The 19,101-nt window shown below is 71.3% G+C and carries 16 protein-coding genes; 6 read left to right on the top strand and 10 right to left on the bottom strand.

Annotation, left to right across the window (positions count from 1 at the left end; all coding sequences use genetic code 11):
* Positions 1-37 precede the first annotated feature (37 nt).
* A complete protein-coding gene (locus ACIQMX_RS07265; RefSeq protein ID WP_363074679.1) occupies positions 38-784 on the top strand; it encodes a class I SAM-dependent methyltransferase in 747 nt (248 codons plus the stop codon).
* Positions 781-1,854, top strand: coding sequence for a prenyltransferase (locus ACIQMX_RS07260; RefSeq protein WP_363074681.1), 1,074 nt, complete (start codon positions 781-783; stop codon positions 1,852-1,854). Before ACIQMX_RS07265 ends, ACIQMX_RS07260 begins: the two co-directional genes overlap by 4 nt.
* A gap of 20 nt (positions 1,855-1,874) precedes the next feature.
* On the opposite strand, the gene ACIQMX_RS07255 is transcribed toward ACIQMX_RS07260, so the two are convergent.
* A complete protein-coding gene (locus ACIQMX_RS07255; protein ID WP_148017523.1) occupies positions 1,875-2,165 on the bottom strand; it encodes a hypothetical protein in 291 nt (96 codons plus the stop codon).
* A gap of 140 nt (positions 2,166-2,305) precedes the next feature.
* Between ACIQMX_RS07255 and ACIQMX_RS07250 the strand changes: the two genes are divergently transcribed.
* The 3 genes from ACIQMX_RS07250 (at position 2,306) to ACIQMX_RS07240 (ending at position 4,829) form a co-directional block, all read left to right on the top strand.
* The gene (locus ACIQMX_RS07250; RefSeq protein WP_363074683.1) at positions 2,306-2,863 is read left to right on the top strand and encodes a hypothetical protein; all 558 of its coding nucleotides are present in this window, start codon (positions 2,306-2,308) and stop codon (positions 2,861-2,863) included.
* Positions 2,864-2,903: 40 nt separating this feature from the next.
* Entirely contained in the window at positions 2,904-3,692 is a 789-nt protein-coding gene (locus ACIQMX_RS07245; RefSeq protein ID WP_363074685.1) for a maleylpyruvate isomerase family mycothiol-dependent enzyme, read from the top strand.
* 90 nt (positions 3,693-3,782) lie between these two features.
* Entirely contained in the window at positions 3,783-4,829 is a 1,047-nt protein-coding gene (locus ACIQMX_RS07240) for a PHP domain-containing protein (RefSeq protein ID WP_402475664.1), read from the top strand.
* A 63-nt stretch (positions 4,830-4,892) separates the two neighbouring features.
* Here ACIQMX_RS07240 and ACIQMX_RS07235 read toward each other — a convergent pair whose 3' ends face one another.
* A complete protein-coding gene (locus ACIQMX_RS07235) occupies positions 4,893-6,182 on the bottom strand; it encodes a PQQ-binding-like beta-propeller repeat protein (protein ID WP_402475662.1) in 1,290 nt (429 codons plus the stop codon).
* A gap of 372 nt (positions 6,183-6,554) precedes the next feature.
* Positions 6,555-10,238 (bottom strand): S8 family serine peptidase, encoded by a 3,684-nt coding sequence (locus ACIQMX_RS07230; protein ID WP_402475661.1) that lies wholly within the window; start codon positions 10,236-10,238, stop codon positions 6,555-6,557.
* A gap of 342 nt (positions 10,239-10,580) precedes the next feature.
* Here ACIQMX_RS07230 and ACIQMX_RS07225 point away from each other — a divergent pair, with 342 nt between their 5' ends.
* Positions 10,581-11,381, top strand: a complete 801-nt coding sequence (locus ACIQMX_RS07225) for an SAM-dependent methyltransferase (RefSeq protein ID WP_363074693.1) — start codon at positions 10,581-10,583, stop codon at positions 11,379-11,381.
* Positions 11,382-11,393: 12 nt separating this feature from the next.
* Here ACIQMX_RS07225 and ACIQMX_RS07220 read toward each other — a convergent pair whose 3' ends face one another.
* The 7 genes from ACIQMX_RS07220 to ACIQMX_RS07190 all read right to left on the bottom strand — a co-directional run bounded on the left by ACIQMX_RS07220 (position 11,394) and on the right by ACIQMX_RS07190 (position 19,083).
* Positions 11,394-12,404 carry an LLM class F420-dependent oxidoreductase gene (locus ACIQMX_RS07220; protein WP_402475658.1) on the bottom strand — a complete coding sequence of 337 codons (1,011 nt, stop codon included), beginning with the start codon at positions 12,402-12,404 and terminating at the stop codon, positions 11,394-11,396.
* A 123-nt stretch (positions 12,405-12,527) separates the two neighbouring features.
* On the bottom strand, positions 12,528-13,313 hold the full coding sequence (locus ACIQMX_RS07215) for a hypothetical protein (protein WP_402475657.1): 786 nt from the start codon (positions 13,311-13,313) through the stop codon (positions 12,528-12,530).
* 254 nt (positions 13,314-13,567) lie between these two features.
* Entirely contained in the window at positions 13,568-14,515 is a 948-nt protein-coding gene (locus ACIQMX_RS07210; RefSeq protein ID WP_402475655.1) for an N-acetylmuramoyl-L-alanine amidase, read from the bottom strand.
* A gap of 145 nt (positions 14,516-14,660) precedes the next feature.
* Positions 14,661-15,347, bottom strand: coding sequence for a class I SAM-dependent methyltransferase (locus ACIQMX_RS07205; RefSeq protein WP_402475653.1), 687 nt, complete (start codon positions 15,345-15,347; stop codon positions 14,661-14,663).
* Positions 15,348-15,404: 57 nt separating this feature from the next.
* On the bottom strand, positions 15,405-16,736 hold the full coding sequence (locus ACIQMX_RS07200) for a M20/M25/M40 family metallo-hydrolase (protein WP_363074701.1): 1,332 nt from the start codon (positions 16,734-16,736) through the stop codon (positions 15,405-15,407).
* Positions 16,733-18,130, bottom strand: a complete 1,398-nt coding sequence (locus ACIQMX_RS07195) for a cytosine permease (RefSeq protein ID WP_363074703.1) — start codon at positions 18,128-18,130, stop codon at positions 16,733-16,735. The genes ACIQMX_RS07200 and ACIQMX_RS07195 overlap by 4 nt, the downstream gene beginning before the upstream one ends.
* Positions 18,130-19,083, bottom strand: coding sequence for a DUF1177 domain-containing protein (locus ACIQMX_RS07190; RefSeq protein ID WP_363074705.1), 954 nt, complete (start codon positions 19,081-19,083; stop codon positions 18,130-18,132). Before ACIQMX_RS07190 ends, ACIQMX_RS07195 begins: the two co-directional genes overlap by 1 nt.
* Between the last annotated feature and the right edge of the window lie 18 nt (positions 19,084-19,101).

The following is a 19,101-nucleotide window of genomic DNA, read 5'->3' as shown; positions in this document are numbered from 1 at the left end:
TCCGACTCCGACCCCTCGACCGCGAAAGCAGGCATTCGTGCTGACCGTGGACTTCACCCGCTTCCCGCTCGCCGCAGGCGACCGAGTGCTCGACCTGGGCTGCGGCGCCGGACGCCACGCCTTCGAGTGCTACCGGCGCGGCGCCCAGGTGGTGGCGCTCGACCAGAACGGCGAGGAGATCCGCGAGGTCGCGAAGTGGTTCGCGGCGATGAAGGAGGCCGGGGAGGCGCCCGAGGGTGCCACCGCCACCGCGATGGAGGGCGACGCGCTCAACCTGCCGTTCCCCGACGCGTCCTTCGACGTCGTGATCATCTCCGAGGTCATGGAGCACATCCCGGACGACAAGGGCGTGCTCGCCGAGATGGTCCGGGTCCTGAAGCCCGGCGGCCGGATCGCGATCACCGTCCCGCGCTACGGCCCCGAGAAGGTCTGCTGGACGCTCTCCGACGCGTACCACGAGGTCGAGGGCGGCCACATCCGCATCTACCGGGCGGATGAGCTGCTGGGCAAGATCCGCGGCGCCGGCCTCAAGCCCTACGGCAGCCATCACGCCCACGCCCTGCACTCGCCCTACTGGTGGCTGAAGTGCGCGTTCGGCGTCGACAACGACAAGGCGCTGCCGGTGCGGGCGTACCACAAGCTGCTCGTCTGGGACATCATGAAGAAGCCCATGGTCACCCGGGTCGCCGAGCAGCTGCTCAACCCGGTCGTCGGCAAGTCCTTCGTGGCCTACGCGACCAAGCCGCACCTGCCCGCCACCGTGACGGCCGAGGCCGGGGCGTGAGTCTTCCCGAGCAGACCGAACACCTCGTCCTGCCCGGAGTCCTCACCGCCGGGGAGGCCGCCGAGACCGTCGCCGCGATCCTCGCCGTGCAGTGCGACGACGGCGCGATCCCGTGGTTCCGCGGCCACCACCTCGACCCGTGGGACCACACCGAGGCCGCCATGGCCCTGGACGCGGCCGGCGAACACGCCGCCGCGGAGCGGGCGTACGAGTGGCTCGCCCGCAACCAGAACGAGGACGGCTCCTGGTACGCGGCCTACCACGACGGCGACCCGCAGCAGCCGACCGACCGGGGCCTGGAGACCAACTTCTGCGCCTACGTGGCCGTCGGCGTCTGGCACCACTACCTCGCCACCGGCGACGACGCGTTCGTCGACCGGATGTGGCCGACGGTCTTCGCCGCCGTCGAGTTCGTCCTGCGGCTCCAGCAGCCCGGCGGACAGATCGGCTGGAAGCAGGAGGCCGACGGCACCCGGCTGACGGACGCGCTGCTGACCGGCTCCTCCTCCATCCACCAGGCCCTGCGCTGTGCGCTGGCCCTCGCCGAGTGCCGAGAAGAGCCGCAGCCCGACTGGGAGTTGGCGACCGGGGCGCTGGGACACGCGATCCGCAGCCACCCGGAGCGCTTCCTCGACAAGAGCCACTACTCGATGGACTGGTACTACCCGGTCCTCGGCGGAGCCATCGGCGGGCCGGCGGCCCAGCAGCGGATCGACGAGGGCTGGGAGCGCTTCGTCGTCCCGGGCCTCGGTGTGCGCTGCGTGCTGCCCAACCCGTGGGTGACCGGCGGCGAGAGCTGCGAACTGGCCCTGGCCCTCTGGGTGATGGGCGAGTCCGACCGGGCCCTGGAGATCCTCCAGTCGATCCAGCACCTGCGGGCCGAGGGCGGCATGTACTGGACGGGGTACGTCTTCGAGGGCGACCGGGCGTTCTGGCCCGAGGAGCACACGGCGTGGACCGCCGGTTCGCTCCTGCTGGCGGTGGCCGCCCTCGGGGGGGACGAGGCGACCACCGCGGTCTTCAGCGGGGAGAGGCTGCCGAAGGGGCTTGAGCCCGACTGCTGCGACTGAGCCGGGCTGTCACGGCGCACTCAGTGCCGGATGCGGCCTGCGACCGCGTGCCCGACGAACAGGTACACCACGGCGGCCAGACCGTATCCGCAGACGACCCGGGCCCATGCCGCGTCGAAGGTGAACAGGTCGTACGACCAGCCTGCGAGCCATCGGGCGCTGTGCTGCACGAAGTCGACCAGGTCGTTGCCCCGGTTGGCGTCGAGCAGGTACATCAGGATCCACAGGCCGATGATGAAAGCCATGATGTCGGCCACCACGGCTATGACACGTGCTGCGGTACTGCTTCCGTTGCCTCGTCTGTAAGACATGGACTGCGGGTTGCCGCTTTCGGCCGTGCGAAACCCGGACGGCGGACTCCGGTGGCGGCAGGGGCCGGCCGCGGCCAGCCTTGCGGGGGAGTGCCGGGACCCGGCACCCACCGTGATGTCCCCGGTCAGGGAGGCCCGCCGTGCCCCGTTCCGTACCGCTCCGCAGACTGCTCGTGGCGCTGCTGCTGTCCTGCTCCGTGCTGACGGGCACCGCCGCGTGCGGGAGCGACGACGGCAGCAGCAGCAGCGCGAGCAGTACGGCGTCGCCCACCGGCACCTCGTCGGCCGAGGCGCAGAAGTACGCCAAGACGCGGTTCGTCGCCAACGCGGGGCTCGCGGCGGGCGCGACGTACCAGTGGATCGTCAAGCCGTACCGCGCCGGGAAGTTCAAGAAGGGCGCGGACGGGCGGACCTTCGCGCTCGTCAAGGCCGGGCTCGCGGGCGGCTTCGCCTACAACCGGCTCAAGGCCGCCACGGAGAACGCCAAGGGCGACCCGCTGCTGTCGAAGGCCGTAGCCCCGCTGACCGCGGGCATCGCGTCCCTCAAGGGCATGGCCACCAAGCTCCGCAAGGGCGAGATGGGCGACGGCGACATCGGTGCGTTCGAGAGCGTCATCAACAGCATCAAGGACGCCGGGAAGAGCGCGGGCGCCGAGGTCGAGGACAAGGTGCCGTCCGTCTCGCAGCTCGGTGGATAACCGCATGTGAGGAGGGTCGTGGCCCGATTAGAGTGCGGGCATGACTTCCCTCGCGACCTCCCTCGCGCATGAGCGCTACTGCGACGAAATCGTGCTCCTGACCGACACGTTGAGGTCGGCGATCAGCGGCGCCGATCTCGAGGCGACCGTCCCGACCTGCCCCGAGTGGACGCTGCGCGACCTCGCCGTCCACATCGGCGGCGCCCACCGCTGGGCCGCCGAGATCATCCGCACCCGGGCCACCGAAGAGGTCCCGGACGAACAGGTGCCCGCGTCCGCCCCCGACGGCGAGGACCCCGCCGTGCTCGACGCCTGGCTGGCGGCCGGGGCGGCCGGCGCAGCCGAGGCGCTGCGGGAGGCGGGGCCGGACACGGAGGTCTGGTCCTGGTACCGGGACCAGAACGCGGGCTTCTGGGCGCGTCGGATGGCGATGGAGACGGTCGTCCACCTGGCGGACGCGTCCCTGGCCGCGAAGGTCCCGTACACGATGGCGCCCGACCTGGCCGCCGACACGATCGACGAGTGGCTGGAGATCGTCGCCCACGCCCAGGCCGAGGGCGACCCGGAGGCCGCGGAGCTGCGCGGCGCTGGCCGCTCCCTCCACCTGCACGCCACCGATGTACCGGACGCCGAGTGGCTCATCGAGTTCGGCGAGGACGGCTTCACGTGGAGCCGCGCGCACGGGAAGGCGACCGTGGCGCTGCGGGGACCGCTCACCGACCTGATGCTGGTCTTCAACCGCCGCCTGGCCCCGGACAGCGACCGGGTCGAGCTGCTGGGCGACGCGGAACTGCTGGACTTCTGGCTGGCCCGGTCCTCCTTCGGCTGACCGTCGCCGCGGCACTTCCGGTGTGCGGACGGGGCGGGCCTGGGCCAAGCTGGACAGGATGCCCGCCCCGTTCTCCCCCAGGAGGTGCCGATGGACCCGGTCCGGGCGCTGGAGCGGATCGCCTTCCTGCTGGAGCGCGGCCGAGCCGAGACGTACCGCGTCCAGGCCTTCCGCACCGCTGCCCGCATCGTGGCCGCGATGGCCGACGGAGAGGCCGCGGAACGGGTCACGAACGGCTCCCTGGAACGGGTCAAGGGCATCGGCCCCCGAACCGCCCAGGTGATCGGCGAGGCCGTCGCCGGACAGACGCCCGCCTACCTGGAGCGCCTGGAGACCGAGACCGAGGAGAACGGCCCGCTCACCGAGGGCGGTGAACGCCTGCTCGCCCTGCTGCGCGGCGACTGCCATCTGCACTCCGACTGGTCGGACGGCGGCAGCCCGATCGAGGAGATGGGCCGTACGGCGGCGGAGCTCGGCCACGACTGGGCGGTCCTCACCGACCACTCGCCCCGGCTGACGGTCGCGAACGGGCTCTCGCCCGAGCGGCTGCGGGAACAGCTCGACGTGGTGGCCGAACTCAACGAGCGCTGGGCGCCGTTCCGGCTGCTGACGGGCATCGAGTGCGACATCCACCTCGACGGCTCACTCGACCAGGAGGAGGAACTCCTGGAACGCCTCGACGTCGTCGTGGTCTCCGTCCACTCCAAACTGCGGATGGACCCCGCCCCGATGACCCGCCGGCTCCTTGCCGCCGTCCGCCACCCCCGGGCGAACATCCTCGGCCACTGCACCGGCCGCCTGGTCACCGGCCGGGGCCGCCCCGAGTCGCGGTTCGACGCGGAGGAGGTCTTCGCCGCGTGCGCCGAGGCGGGCACGGCGGTGGAGATCAACAGCCGCCCCGAACGCCTCGACCCGCCCCGCCGCCTGCTGCGCCAGGCCGTGGCCGCGGGCACCCTGTTCGCCGTCGACACGGACGCGCACGCCCCCGGACAACTGGACTGGCAGGCCTACGGCTGCGCCCGCGCCGAGGAGTGCGAGGTCCCGCCGGAGCGCGTCGTCACCACGTGGACGGCGGACGAACTGCTGGGCTGGACGCGGGAGGGGCGGGTGCCGGGCAGGGCGGGGGCGGGGGCCTGAGCCGCCGGCCGCGTCTCGCGACGGCCGGCCCTGACCCGGTGCCGGGTGATACGGGGCACCCGGTCAGCGCGTGGCGCGGTAGACGCTGACCTCGCCCTGCCCTCTGTACGTCAGCCCCACGTAGGTGTTGAGCAGCAGGGGTGCGTACCCGGGATCGGTGGCCTTGTCGGCCCCGGTCGCCCCGTCCAGAACGATCGCCGCTCCCGTCCCGTCGTTGAAGGCCGCGTAGACCATGCCATGGAACGCGGACCGCAGGATCATCTCCGTCCGTCCCGAGTCGTCCGACGGTCCGCCCACGCGCCACAGCCGCTTGCCGGTCCGGTCGTACGCGGAGATCTCCGCGCCCTTGACGGTGCGGGCGGCGCAGAAGGTGGTCCTGAGCCGGTCGTCCACGCATTTCTCGATCGAGTGCAGGCGCTCGCCGAAGCCCTCGTAGTTCATGTCCTTGCCGGTCGTGGTCTCGACCACCGCCCGGCCGTCCGGGTCCGCCACCCAGACCCGGTCCGGCGCGAAGGCGCTGACGGTCCAGTCGGCGCCGACCTCCATCCCCGTCCAGAGGCCCCGGCCGCTCGCGCCGTCGACGGCCGAGAGCGTGAGGGCGTCCTCGGCGCCGCGCTTCTGACCGAGGACACGTGTGCCTTGGACCATCTGCGCCTTGAAGGACGTGTTGCGCCAGGTTTCCTTGCGGGTGATGAGGTCGATCCCGTACGTCACGGGGTACCGGTACTCGCCGTGGGACACGACGACGGCCGTACGGCCGACGATCCCGGCGACATAGGTGACCAGGTACCCGTCGTCCGACCTGGGCAGGTCCCACTTCGTCCGCCACGCCTCCTGGCCGCTCCCGGCGTCCATCGCGGCCACCTCGACGCCGACGCTGTCGGCGGCGCTGCCCGAACCCTCTGTGCTGGTGGGGAAGGCGGCGACCGCGTACCGCTTGCCGTCGACCGTGCCGAGGCCGGGAGCGTGCGGGACCGTCTTGTAGGTACCGTCGTACTCGGGCTCATGACGCCAGGAGGATGTCTCCGCCTCAAGCGTTCCGATCTCCTCGCCGCCGGCGAGATTCCAGGCGACGAGCTCACCGGGAGCGACGTAGTAGGCCTTCTGCCCGTCCAGGGCAACGGTCCCCAGTCCGGGTGCGTGGAGGCTGCCGTAATCCTCGAAGCGGGTGGGCGGGTCGTAGGCGGCGAGCGAGGCGGTCTCGGACTCCGCGGGGGCAGGGGCGGCGCCGGCGGTCTTCGAGGAGGGCTGCGCGGACGGAGGCCTGTCACCGCCGTCACCGCCGCCGCAGCCAACGAGCAGGGCTAGCAGAGCGGCGGCGCTGACGGCGCGTAAGGGTATGGCACGGTGCATCTGATTCCCCCAACTATCGCTCTGCTAGATGTAATTGATGGTACGTCGGTTATGCCGCATCCTTCTCCACGGGGGCGAGTGCCACGGGAGCGCCACAGCACTCGCCGTCCACCGCTGAATGCAGCACCATGCGCCCGGGACGGGCCCGGTGCCGCCGCTACCCGGGCACGGCAGCGGCAACGGCATCCGGTGGCAACGGCCTTCCCTCCGGTCTTCCGGCAGGCGGGCGGTCCGCCGCAGAGCGGTCCGGCGCGTTGCGAGGAGCGCCGCTCCACGGTTCGCGAGGCCGCCGATTCCCGGAGCGAAGCGCCGGGGCCGGCACGGAGTCGCTCCGCGCCGGCCCCGGCCCTCAGACCTCTCCTCGGAGGGGTGCTACGGCTGTCGCACGGCCACGGCCTGGATGATCTCCTGGCCGACGGTGCCGCCCTTGTCGTCCTTGGCACCCGCCTTCAGCGAGACCGAGGCCGCGTTGCGCGGGATGCTCAACGTGCCCTTCCACGAGGCGCCCGAACCCTTCAGCTTCACGGACTTCCAGGTCTTGCCGTCGTCGTACGACACCTGGAGGGTGCCGCCGCCGATGGTGCCGGTACCGGCCGCGCCCTTGACGTACTCGGCGGACAGACCGATCGGCAGGTTCCTGCCCGCACGCACCGTGCCGGCGAGGTCCGTGTCCACGTCGTAGTCGAGGTTGATCAGCGGCAGGAACGTGTACGCGCCGACCGGCGTGGCCGCCGACCTGAACGTCCACTCGCTGTGGGAGGTGGTGCCGATGCCCCACACCTTCGGGTCGAGCGCGGTGTCCGTGGCGACCTTGAACGGCAGCTCGGAGCCGTCGTTGACGCCGAACTGGGCGGCGCTGCCGACCTTGCGGCCCGCGCTCTCGCCGTCCACCCAGGCCTCGGTGTACTGCTTCATGCCGGCGGTGCTGCTGTACGGGTCTCCGAAGCCGGTGTGGTCGGGGCCGCCGTCACCCCAGCCGGGGATGTTGAACCGCAGGGTGTTGCCCTGTCGCTGCTGGCCCCAGCCGAGACCGGTGCCACCGTAGGGGTGCCAGACCGGCTTGAACCACTCGAGCTCGGTGTGCTTGCCCGCGCGGTAGGTCACGCGACCGCTGCGCTGCTCCAGGCTCTCGCCGAGGTTGACGGACTCGTGCCACTGCTGGCCGTCCTCGACGGACACGTAGTCGGTGCGGTGGCCCGGGAGCACGCGGTTCTCCTGGAATCCGCCCGCCGCGGTGAAGGAGGGATCGATCGAGTAGCGGTACTCGGAGCCCGCGGCCTTCTTGTTGCCGTAGAACGTGGTGTCGACGGTGGCGAGCTGCGAGGCGCGCGGCTCGAAGAGCAGGTTCCGGTCCGGGATCGCCTCCTTGTACCCCTTCGACAGGTCGTACACGTAGTCGAGTTCGGCGCCGGGGGTTCCGGTCGACTCGACGCGCTTGCCCTTGCGCTCCATGGTCAGCAGCCGGGCGTAGTCGGCGGCGTCGACACTCGTGATCTGGAGCGGACGTGCGGTGCCGTCCTCGTGGTAGAAGCTCACATTGAGACGGCCCGGGGCGTCGTCCGTGACGAACAGCGCCTTGGCGCCCGCGTCCTGGGCGGCCTGGGCGATCTGCGCCGGGGTGAGCGTGCCGTCGACGTGCACGAGGGCGGCCTTGCCCTTGACGTGCTTGCCCGCGTAGTCGGCGGGAGCGCCGGCACCGGCATTGACGAGATCCAGGCGACTGCGGCCCTCGATGAGGGTGGAGCCGGGCTGGTTCCACGTCTCCTCGACGCCCTTGGTGGCGACCTGCGGCTGTCCTTCGCGCCAGGTCGTGCGGAAGGCGTACGTGCCGTCCTTGACCTTCTCGGTCGGTGCGGCGAGCAGGCTGTCGTACTTGATGGGCATGAGGACCATGCCGAACATGTCGGTGCCGCCGGTGTTGCGGTCGTACTGGATCACCGTCTGGTGCGGCTCGGTGTCCTTGGCGACACGGGTGCCGACCTCGCGCAGCGTGCGGCCGTCGAGGGTGATCTCACGGTCGCCGTCGAGCGTGATGCCCGGACTGGCGAGGTAGCCGAGGCCGAGGGAGTCCTTGCCGTGGGTGCCGCGTACGTCGAGGAACGAGTTCAGGTAGTAGCTGCCCGGCTTCAGACGCAGTTCGACCGTGCCGGAGTCGTCGACGACGGCGGCCTCCGACTGGGAGTCCTTCACGAGCTGCTTGTAGGCCAGCCTGGCGGCGGTCGGCTTGCCGTCCCGGTCCTTGACGTGGACGGTGAGCGTGTAGCGCTCCTCCTCCTTCACCAGGCCGAACGCGGTGTGCGCGACGGTCGTACCGCCCGAGGTGGCCACGATCCGACCGGAGTTGGTGCCGACGGCACCCTTGGCTCCGTCGCCCGTCACGGTGGTGGAGGCGGTGCCGTGCGCGGGCACGGTCAGCCGGGAGGCGGCGAGCGTGGCGAGACCGGTGGTGCCGCCCTGCACGGCGAGGTCCAGCTCCACGGCGGTGTCCGAGGCGTTGGCGTACGTGAGCGTCCTGGTGACGGGCTCGTTGTTCTCGTACGGCCAGCCGTACATGCCGAGGTCGACGCTGCCCGTCGCGGTGACCTGCGCGGCGATCGCGTCGGGCACCGAGACGCGGCCCGCGCCGATCGCGTAGGCGGAGGCGTCGAGCTGCTTCGAGGACGACATGAGGGCGTCCTTGAGCTGCTGCCCCGTCCAGTCCGGGTGCTGCTGCGCCAGCAGCGCGGCCAGGCCCGCCACGTGCGGCGTCGCCATCGAGGTGCCGCTCATGGTGGTGTACGAGCCCGAGCCCTCCACCAGCGAGGAACGGGCCGCGAGGATGTCCACGCCGGGCGCCGAGACGTCCGGCTTGAGGGCGTTGTCGCCGAGGCGCGGGCCCTGGCTGGAGAAGGCGGCGCGCCGGTCGTCCGAGTTCACCGCGCCGACCGTGAGGGCGGAGTCGGCGGCGCCGGGCGAGCCGATCGTGCCGGGGCTGTAGGCGTTGCCCGCCGCGATCACGAAGAGCGCGCCGGTCTCCTGGGAGAGGGTGTTGACGGCGACGGACATCGGGTCGGTGCCGTCGCCGCCGGAGTCGGAGCCGAGCGACATCGAGATGACCTTGGCCTTGATGTCCTTGGCGGCCCACTCCATGCCGGCGATGATCTCCGACTCCTCGCCGTAGCCCTCGTCGGAGAGGACCTTGCCGACGGCGAGCGTGGCGTCGGGGGCGACGCCCTTCTCCCTGCCGTCGGAGGCGGCGCCCGATCCGCCGACCGTGGAGGTGACGTGCGTACCGTGGCCTGCCCGGTCGGCGACCTCCTGGCCCGAGATGAACGACTTCGACTCGGTGACGCGCGAGGCGAGGTCGGGGTGTGTGGTGTCGTACCCCGTGTCGAGGACCGCGACCTTCACACCCTTGCCGGTGAGCCCGGCCTCCCACGCCTTCGGGGTACCGATCTGGGCGTTGGACTCCTCCATGTCGGCCTTGACGCGACCGTCGAGCCACACCTTGCCGATGCCGTCGGAGAAACCGGCCCCGGTGGTCAGGCCGTTCCAGAACGTACGGCCCTTGCCGGCGTCGAGCGCGGCGCCGCCGATGGAACCCAGCTTGCGGGTGCGCTCGGCGCCCCGGGGCGCGGCGGCCGCGGTGCGGGCGGCCTTGCCTCCGTAGGTGACGATCAGCGGGGTCGCGTCGGCGCTCGTGTCGGCGAGGCCCTGCTCCAGCAGGCCCGTGACGTCGAAGAGGCGCCGGTCGAGCTTGCCGGAGGCCAGGTAGGGGAGGACCTCGTCGGGTATGACGCTGATCCGTCCGTCGGTGACCTCGGTGCGGACGAGTCCTTCCACACCTCGGGGCCGCTTGACGTCGATGGTCTGCTGACCGCCGCCGATGTCCGTGACGGTCACCTTGTCGCCGGTCACCAGCGTCACCGTGTGGGCGGCGTGGGCGGCCTTGGTGTCCGGGGCGGGCGCGGCGCTCGGCGCGGTCGGCGCGGCGGACGCGCCGGCCATGGGCAGAAGCGCGAACGCCAGCCCAGCCGACAGCAGGGCCGCGCCGTGTCGCGCGGTACCTCTTGTCATCGTTGCTCTCTCCTCATTGATGCGTCAGATGCAGGGGTGGCACCCGAGCGCTGGGAAGAGTGTCGGGCGAGCGGATCGCGAGAACGCGGCCGCGGGGCTGGCGGATAACTGCCCTGGCGGGTTCCCGCCAGCGCCTCGGAACCCCCGAACCGGGCCGGTCCGCACAGCGCCGGAGGTCCCGATCACCTCCTGCGTCCCGGGGCCGCAACCCCCTCGACGCCGGGGTCACGTACGGCAGTTGTCCTCCTGCCGGGCTGGTGCGGATGGTGCTGGTGAGTCAGCATGGGCGTGCGCGGTACGGGGGTCGTGCGCGCAACGTGATGTGCGACTTGATGAGGGCCGATGACTGACGAGCAAGGCACCCCGACGCCGGTGTACGGGATCGACACGGGCACGCCGCATTCGGCGCGGGTGTGGAACTACTGGCTGGGCGGCAAGGACAACTACGAGGTGGACCGCCGGCTCGGGGCGACGATGGAAGAGCTGTACCCGCAGATCATCGACATAGCGCGGGCCTCCCGGGCGTTCCAGGCGCGAGCGGTGCGCTATCTGGCCGGTGAGGCGGGGATACGGCAGTTCCTGGATCTCGGCACCGGCCTGCCGACGGCGAACGCGACGCACGAGGTCGCCCAGGAGGTCGAGCCGGCGGCGCGCATCGTGTACGTGGACCACGACCCGATCGTCCTGGCGCACGCGCGCGCCCTGCTGACCAGCCGGCCCGAAGGGGCTACGGACTATGTGCACGCGGACCTGAGGGACGCCAGGACGGTGCTGCGCGAGGCCTCGCGGACGCTGGACCTCGACAAGCCGGTCGCCGTGATGGTGCTCTCGACGCTGGGCCACGTCGCGGATTCGGACGAGGCAGCGGCGCTGCTCCACAGCTACCTGGACGAACTGCCCGCGGGCAGTTATCTGATGCAGTGCGACACCATCGGGACGCCCGAGACCGAGGCCGGGTCCGAGGAGTACGCCAGTGGCGGCGCCATGCCGTACATCTCGCGGCCCAAGGAGATCATGGCGACCTTCGCGGACGGACTCGATCTGGTGGAGCCGGGCTTCGGCTCGATCAGCCTGTGGCGTCCCGAGGAGCCCGTCGTCGGTGAGCCGGTCGACCAGTGGGGATTCGTCGCCGCCAAGCGGTAGCGGTCGCGCCGGCTACTGGTTGAGTTCTGCGAGCACGCGCAGGGTGTGAGGGTCCGGTGCCGTCACCAGCAGGTCGGTGACCGGGCCCTTGCGCCACAACTCCAGCCGCTCCGCGATGCGTTCGCGCGGCCCGACCAGGGAGATCTCGTCGGCGAACGCGTCCGGCACGGCCAGCACCGCCTCCTGTTTGCGCCCGTCCAGGAACAGTTGCTGGATCCGCCGGGCCTCCTCCTCGAAGCCCATCCGCGCCATCAGGTCCGCGTGGAAGTTGCGGGCAGCGGCGCCCATGCCGCCGATGTAGAAGCCGAGCATCGCCTTCACCGGCAGCAGGCCCTCCGCGACGTCGTCGCAGACGTGCGCCCGGGCCATCGGCGCGATCATGAACCCCTCGGGCAGGCCGCTCAACGACGCCTCGTACACGTCGGTGCGCATCGGCGACCAGTACAGGGGCAGCCAGCCGTCCGCGATCCGGGTCGTCTGGGCGATGTTCTTCGGCCCCTCCGCGCCCAGCAGCACCGGAAGCCCGGCGCGCAGCGGATGCGTGATCGGCTTCAGCGGCTTGCCCAGTCCGGTGGCGTCGGGGCCGTTGTACGGATGGGAGTGGAACCGCCCGTCCAGGGCGACGGGTGCCTCGCGGCGCAGGACCTGGCGCACCACGTCGACGTACTCGCGGGTCGCGGTCAGCGGGCTGCGGGGGAAGGGCCGCCCGTACCAGCCCTCCACGACCTGGGGGCCGGACAGCCCGAGGCCGAGCATCATCCGGCCGCCGGAGAGGTGGTCCAGGGTCAGGGCGTGCATCGCGGTCGCGGTCGGGGTGCGGGCGGCCATCTGCGCGATGGCGGTGCCCAGCCGGATACGGGAGGTGTGGGCGGCGATCCAGGTCAGCGGGGTGAAGGCGTCCGACCCCCAGGCCTCCGCCGTCCAGACCGAGGCGTAACCCAGCTCCTCCGCCTCGCGGGCGAGGTCCAGATGGGCCGGGTTCGGGCCGCGGCCCCAGTATCCGAGAGCGAGTCCGAGCCGCATTCCGCCGCCTCCGCATGTTTCTGACGATGCATCAGATGTAGTCGGAGGGTACGACAGCGGCCCCCCGCCCGGAAGGGGCGGGGGGCCGCTGTCGTTGATGCGTGGTGCGTGCGCGCCTCGGCGTCAGCCGCGCTGGATGCCCGTGGTGTCCTGGAGCACACCGCGACGGCCGTCCTGCGTCTGGGCGATGAGGCCCGGACCGCGCTGCTCGACCGCGAGGTACCAGGTTCCCGGCGCCAGTTCGGCGATCGGGGACGGCGAACCGTCCTCGTCGTACAGCGGACGGGCCACCGGCACCGCGAACCAGAACGGGGTGAAGTCACCGGCGGGCGCCGCCTGCTGGGCGGGGGCCTGGGCCTGCTGCGGGTCGGGCTGACCGGGCTGCGGCTGACCGCCGTACGCCGGGGCCTGGCCCTGCGGCTGGCCACCGTACGGCTGCTGCTGGGCACCCGGGTAGCCGTAGCCCTGGCCGGGCTGGCCGGGCTGGCCACCGTACGGCGGCTGCACGGCCTGCGGCTTCGGGGCGCCCGCCAGCGGGGCCTTGAGGGCCGGGAGCAGCGGCGAGGCGACCGCGCCCGCGGCCAGCGCGAGCGAGGAGATCAGGCCGAGGATCAGTCCGGCGCCGGCGTCGATCTGGCCGAGGTCGATGATCGTCCAGAAGAGGCTCCATGCGGTGAACACCGTGGCGGCGACACCGAACTGGGCCAGGTCGAGACCGACGACCTTGCGCGGCTGCGGCTGCGAACGGGACAGCACGATCAGTGCCGCGCCGATCACGCCGACCATGTAGACACCGATCGCGTTGCCCAGGGAGTCCCAGGAGTTCGGTGCGTCGACGCTGGTGCTTCCGTAGTCGAAGTAGTCCAGGAAAGAGGCGATGAACAGCACGACCGCTGCTCCGATCACCACGCCATCGCCTCGAGTGAGGGAGCGGATATTCACGTGAAGGTCCTTAGTCGGTCGTCTCGTCGGGGCGGTCGTCGCCGCCACCGGTACGGCGGGTACGGCGCGAAGCTCGGGAGCGGCCCCCCATCGTACGGATGAATCTATCGTCTGCCCGGGCGGGTTGTGTTCCTGCCCGGTCCTTGGGCGGGCATCCTCCCGAATTCAGCGCAGAACCACCTCTTACTACCCGTTGGGGTAGCTGCTGATGCCGTCGGCCGCTACTCCATGAGGTAGCTGCTGATGCCGTCCGCGATGCCCTGGGCCGCCTTCTGGCGCCAGCCCGCGCTGGTGAGCAGGGCGGCGTCCTTCGGATCACGCATATTGCCGCATTCGATGAAGACTTTGGGCACGGTCGACAAATTAAGCCCGCCGAGATCCTTGCGGGTGTCCAGGCCGGTATTGCCGCCGATGTAATTGGAAGGCGCACTTCCGGTAGCGCGTACGAAGAGCCCGGCGATCCGGGTGCCCAGATCGCGCGAGGGACCCACGATCTTCGAGGTGTCCGCGCCACCGCCGCGCACGGATGCGGGGAGAATCACATGGAAGCCGCGGTTCCCCGCCGCCGAACCGTCCGCGTGGACGGAGACGACCGCGTCGGCCCCGGCCTTGTTGCCGATCCGGGCCCGCTCGTCGACACAGGGCCCGAACGCCCGGTCGTCGTCGTACGTCAGGACCACCTTCGCGCCCTGAGCCTGGAGCAGGGCCCGCAGCCGGTGCGAGACGTCGAGCGTGAACCGGGCTTCCGCGTAACCGGAGTTGGTGGACGTGCCGGTGGTGTCGCATTCCTTGTGCGTGGTGCCGATGTCCACCTGGCGGTTGATCTCGGCGGTGTGGAGGTGGTTGTTCGGATTGTGCCCCGGATCGATGACGACCGTCTTCCCGGACAGCGGCCCGGATGAGGCCGCCGGCGTGGACGGCGAGGGCGATGCGGGCTTCCTCGACGGGGCCGGGCTCGTCCGCGCCGGTGACGGCGTCGCCGGGGAGGCCGCGGCGGACGCGGTCGCCGAGGAGGGGACCGGGGCGCCGCCCTGCCCGGGCTGCGCCTGCGCGCCGCTCTCGCCGCCGCAGCCGGAGACGCCGATGCCCAGACACAGCACGGTCAGCGCCGCCGCGGCGGCCGGCCCGGGACGGCGGGGGGTGGGGGGAGCACTCTCGTCGTGACGCACCCGGCGATGCTATCCGGGAGCCCGCGCGGTGTCCGGGGCGCTCGGATTCCCGTTCCGGCGCGCTCGGTGGGCCTGCCGCGGTGTGCGGAGCGCCCGGATGCCCGCCGCGGCGCGCTCGGCGAGCCTGCCGGGCGGTCCGGAGCGCTCAGATTCCGGCCCCGGTCCGTCGCAGCACCCGGAGCGAGTCCGTGACGGAGATCTCGGTGAACGCCCCCGACGCCAGCGCCCGCAGATACACCCGGTACGGGGCCTGGCCACCGTGCGCCGGGTCCGGGAACACGTCGTGGATCACCAGCAGCCCGCCCTCGGCGACCTGCGGGGCCCAGCCCTCGTAGTCGCCGTTCGCGTGCTCGTCCGTGTGGCCGCCGTCGATGAAGACCAGGCCGAGCCGGCCGCCCCAGACGGCCGCGACCTGCGGGGAGCGCCCGACGAGCGCCACCACGTGGTCCTCCAGACCGGCCGCGTGCAGCGTCCGGCGGAACGTGGGCAGCGTGTCCATCCGGCCCACCTCGGGGTCCACCACCGTCGGGTCGTGGTACTCCCAGCCGGGCTGCTGCTCCTCGCTGCCCCGGTGGTGGTCGACGGTGAGCGCCGTCACGCCCGCCGCGCGCGCCGCGTCGGCGAGCAGGATGGTGGAGCGCCCGCAGTACGTGCCCACCTCCAGCAGCGGCAGACCGAGCGCGGCCGCCTCGGCGGCGGCGGCGTACAGCGCGAGTCCCTCGACCACCGGCATGAAGCCCTTGGCGGCCTGGAACGCGGCGAGAATCTCCGGCTTGGGCTCGGCGGCCACGGGTTCCTCCTGGTGGGACGGGTCGTTTCGACGGCGCCCCATCGTGCCGCACACCCCCGTCGACGTGGTCGGCGGGGGTGTGCGGTGAGGGACGACGGTTCAGCAGCTCTGCCAGAGCCGGGTCATGACGCGGACCCCGAAGCGCAGGCCCTCCAGCGGGACGCGCTCGTCCACGCCGTGGAAGAGCCGGCCGTAGTCCAGGTCGTGCGGCAGCTTCAGGCCCTTGAAGCCGAAGCAGCGGATGCCCAGGTGCGTGAAGGCCTTGGCGTCCGTGCCGCCGGGGTTGCAGTACGGCACCGGGTGGCCGTCCGGGTCCTCGGCGCGTACCGCGTCGCACATGGCGTCGACGAGCGGGCCGTCGAACGTGGTCTCCATCGCGATGTCGTGGTTGACCCACTCCCGGCTGACCGAGGGCAGCAGCAGCCTGTCGATCGTGTCGATCAGCTCCTGCTCGTGGCCGGGCAGGAAGCGGCCGTCGACGCGGGCGGTCGCCTTCCCCGGGATCACGTTGGTCTGGTAGCCGGCGTTGAACATGGTGGGGTTCGCCGAGTTGCGGAGGACCACCTGCATGAAGTCGGAGACCGGGCCGAGCTTCGCGAGGCTGCCCTCGATGTCGTTCTCGTCGAACTCCACGCCGTAGAGGCGGGCGGCCTCCTCCAGCAGCGCGCGGACCGGCTCGATCAGCCGGATCGGGAAGGTCTCGCGGCCGATCCGGGTCAGCGACTCGGCGAGGTCGGTGACCGCGTTCTCGTCGTTGGGGGACGAGCCGTGGCCCGCCCGGCCGGTCGCGGTGAGCTCCATCCAGGCCATGCCGCGCTGGGCGTTCTCGATCGGGTAGAGGCGACGGGTGTCGTCGAGGGCGAAGGAGAACCCGCCGCCCTCCCCGATCGCCTCGGTGACCCCGGCGAACAGGTCCGGGCGGTGCTCGACCAGCCAGTGGGCGCCGAACTTGCCGCCCGCCTCCTCGTCGGCGAGGAAGGCCAGGACGAGGTCCCGGGAGGGCTGCGTGCCGGTGCGGGCGAAGTGGCGGGCGGTGGCCAGCATGACGGCCACCGTGTCCTTCATGTCGATCGCGCCGCGGCCCCAGAGGTAGCCGTCCCGGATCTCGCCGGAGAACGGCGGAACCTGCCACTCGGAGGCGTCCGCCGGGACCACGTCCAGATGGCCGTGGACCATGAGGGCGCCGCGCTCCGGATCGCGGCCCGCGATCCGGGCGATGACGCTGGCGCGGCCCGGCGCCGACTCGATGAGCTCCGAGGCGATGCCGGCCTCGGCGAGGCGGCCCACCACCCACTCGGCGCTCGCGCGCTCGTTGCTCGTGGGGTTGGAGGTGTCGAAGCGGATCAGCTCGGCGCAGAGGTCGATGACTTCCGCCTGGGCCTCGTCGGAGGCGGGGACCAGGGGTGCGGCGGGGCCGGGGACGGTGCTCATGCTGCTCCCACGGAGGTGGTGGTGCGGGCGGCGGGGGCGGCGGCGGCCTCGCCGTCCTCGTCGTCCAGGGTGGAGGTGCCGTACGGCTTCACCCAGCCCAGCAGGCCGAGGACGCTGTACAGGACGAACGCGGTGGCCAGCGAGTTCAGGGCCGGGATGCCGCCGTCGTAGAACTTGCCGACGCAGAAGGCCACGATCCAGATGACGATCGACATCGGGACCCAGGTCGGCGAGGTCTTCGGCAGGGTCTCGGACTCGCGGGTGTCGTCCAGCGGCTTGCGCATCTTCTTCACGACCCAGTACTCGGCCACGATGATGCCGCCGATCGGCGGGATCGCGACGCCGAGGATCGTGAGGAACTCGGTGAAGTGGGTCATGATCCCGACCGCGGACAGGAGCGTGCCCGCGATGCCGAGGACGATCGTGACGGCGCCGCGGTGGACGCGCTTGCCGAAGACGACCTGGAAGAAGTTGACGACGCCGAGCGAGGAGCCGTACAGGTTCCAGTCGTTGATCTTGGCGGTGGACATCAGGACCACGATCACGCCGAAGGCACCGGAGGTGGAGAGCACGATGTGCGAGACCTCGTTGCTCTTGACCAGGTGGCCGAGCAGCACACCGGTCAGGCCGACGATGTACTCGGACAGGATCATCGACGAGGCGCTCTGCAGGAAGACGTGCGAGCCCCGCTTGTTGTAGCGGGTCATCTCCGGGGAGACGATCGCGCCCGTCATGTAGCCACCCGCGATGGCGGTGGCGGCGACGGCCAGCGGAATCGTTTCGCCCGGCGGCGGCGAGTGGATCAGGTCGCTGAACGAGTGGTCGTTGAGCGTGGTGACGACGGACCAGGCGACCATCGCGAAGAAGAGCGGGGTGACGACCTTCGCGAAGTTCGCCATGTACTTGAAGCCGAAGATCACCAGGGCGGTGATGGCGATCCCGGCGAACACGCACCACATCCAGGACGGCCCGCCGACCAGCGCCGAGACGCTGTTGCCGAAGATCGTGTTCTGGACGCCGAACCAGCCGACGAGGCTGACCGCGATCACGAAGCTGACCAGTGCGGAGCCGTTGCGGCCGAAGCCCACCCAGCGGGTCAGCATCGGGGTCGCGAGACCCTCGCGCATGCCGGCCAGGCCGATCGCGAAGATCACGATCTCCAGGATCACCGCACCGAGCGTGAAGGCGAGGAAGGCGTCGCCGAAGGTCATGCCGACGCCGATGGTGGCGCCCAGCGTGAACTGCGAGATCGAACCGGACTGGGCCAGCCACTGGAGCAGCATGGACCAGAAGCCGAACCGCTTGTCGCGCGGGACGCGCGAGAGCGAGTAGTCGTCGCTGCCGATGGCCTTGGTCTCGTGGACCACGGCGTCGGCCTGCGGGGCGGCTGCCATCAGGACTCCTGGGGGGTGCGGCCGAAGGTCTGCAGGTGAGCCAGCGACCCGTAGCGGTTGACGAGGTTGTCGAACTCCACCGCGTCGTGGAAGTCCAGGTGGCCGCCGCCGTAGGCCTTGGCGACCTCCACGGCGTAGCGGGCGGCGGACGCGATGTCGCTCTCGTGACTCGCGCCGGTACCGCAGCCCGGCACCGCGGCGGCCGACGTGATGGCCAGGCCGATGACGGGAGCGGCCGTCGCGGTGGCGGGCTGGAGGATCGAATTGATGTGGTGTGCCCCATTACCGTACGGGGTGATGTCCTGAGTGGTCACGGGGTACGTGACCAACGGCTCACCGGTCACCACGGCCAGCAGCTCGCCCAGCTGCTCGCTGACGCGGAGCACCCAGCCCTCTTTGACGGTGGGCGACAGGGCGAGGCCCTTGTGGTTGATGATCCGGTTGCCCTTGGTGGTGTCGATGGAGAGCACGGCCTCCATCTCATCGGTCACCTCGTGCCGGTTCATGGTGGCGATGTCCACGGGCGAGCCCATGAACGGTACCGGGTCGTGCGGCTCGGTCGGCGCGTCCGGGCAGATGTGGGTGGCGACGATCACATCGCCGGGCAGCACATCGCCGCGGCGGCGCATGTCGAGCAGCTTGGCGGCGGTGGCGACGGCCGAGACCGCACCGTCGGCGTCGGAGACCAGGCCGGTCACCTCGGGCCGGGCACCGATGCCGCCGAGCCGGCCGACGACGCCCAGGGTGCGGGCGTCGCCTCCGGCCGTACGTCCCCGGGAGCCGGGGATGCGGACCATCACGAAGTCCGTCGAGCCCCGCTCACCGGCGACCGTGGTGACCTCCGCGGACGAGCCCTCGGCCCCAGCCACGGAGTCGAGGTACTCGACGACCGTCTTGCCACTGGCCTGGGGATCGTCGAGGAGGTCGACGATGTCCAGTACGTACTTCAACATGGGGGGCCTTTCTCGCGC

Origin of the sequence: Streptomyces sp. NPDC091416, assembly GCF_044756845.1 — a bacterium.
Classification (GTDB): domain Bacteria; phylum Actinomycetota; class Actinomycetes; order Streptomycetales; family Streptomycetaceae; genus Streptomyces.
This window is presented reverse-complemented; position numbering and strand designations above follow the sequence as displayed.

Coding starts and splice junctions, on each gene's coding strand:
- ACIQMX_RS07255 (WP_148017523.1), bottom strand. CDS start 2,165: ATGTCTTACAGACGAGGCAACGGAAGCAGTACCGCAGCACGTGTCATA.
- ACIQMX_RS07245 (WP_363074685.1), top strand. CDS start 2,904: ATGACTTCCCTCGCGACCTCCCTCGCGCATGAGCGCTACTGCGACGAA.
- ACIQMX_RS07240 (WP_402475664.1), top strand. CDS start 3,783: ATGGACCCGGTCCGGGCGCTGGAGCGGATCGCCTTCCTGCTGGAGCGC.
- ACIQMX_RS07235 (WP_402475662.1), bottom strand. CDS start 6,182: ATGCACCGTGCCATACCCTTACGCGCCGTCAGCGCCGCCGCTCTGCTA.
- ACIQMX_RS07230 (WP_402475661.1), bottom strand. CDS start 10,238: ATGACAAGAGGTACCGCGCGACACGGCGCGGCCCTGCTGTCGGCTGGG.
- ACIQMX_RS07225 (WP_363074693.1), top strand. CDS start 10,581: ATGACTGACGAGCAAGGCACCCCGACGCCGGTGTACGGGATCGACACG.
- ACIQMX_RS07220 (WP_402475658.1), bottom strand. CDS start 12,404: ATGCGGCTCGGACTCGCTCTCGGATACTGGGGCCGCGGCCCGAACCCG.
- ACIQMX_RS07205 (WP_402475653.1), bottom strand. CDS start 15,347: ATGGGGCGCCGTCGAAACGACCCGTCCCACCAGGAGGAACCCGTGGCC.
- ACIQMX_RS07200 (WP_363074701.1), bottom strand. CDS start 16,736: ATGAGCACCGTCCCCGGCCCCGCCGCACCCCTGGTCCCCGCCTCCGAC.
- ACIQMX_RS07195 (WP_363074703.1), bottom strand. CDS start 18,130: ATGGCAGCCGCCCCGCAGGCCGACGCCGTGGTCCACGAGACCAAGGCC.
- ACIQMX_RS07190 (WP_363074705.1), bottom strand. CDS start 19,083: ATGTTGAAGTACGTACTGGACATCGTCGACCTCCTCGACGATCCCCAG.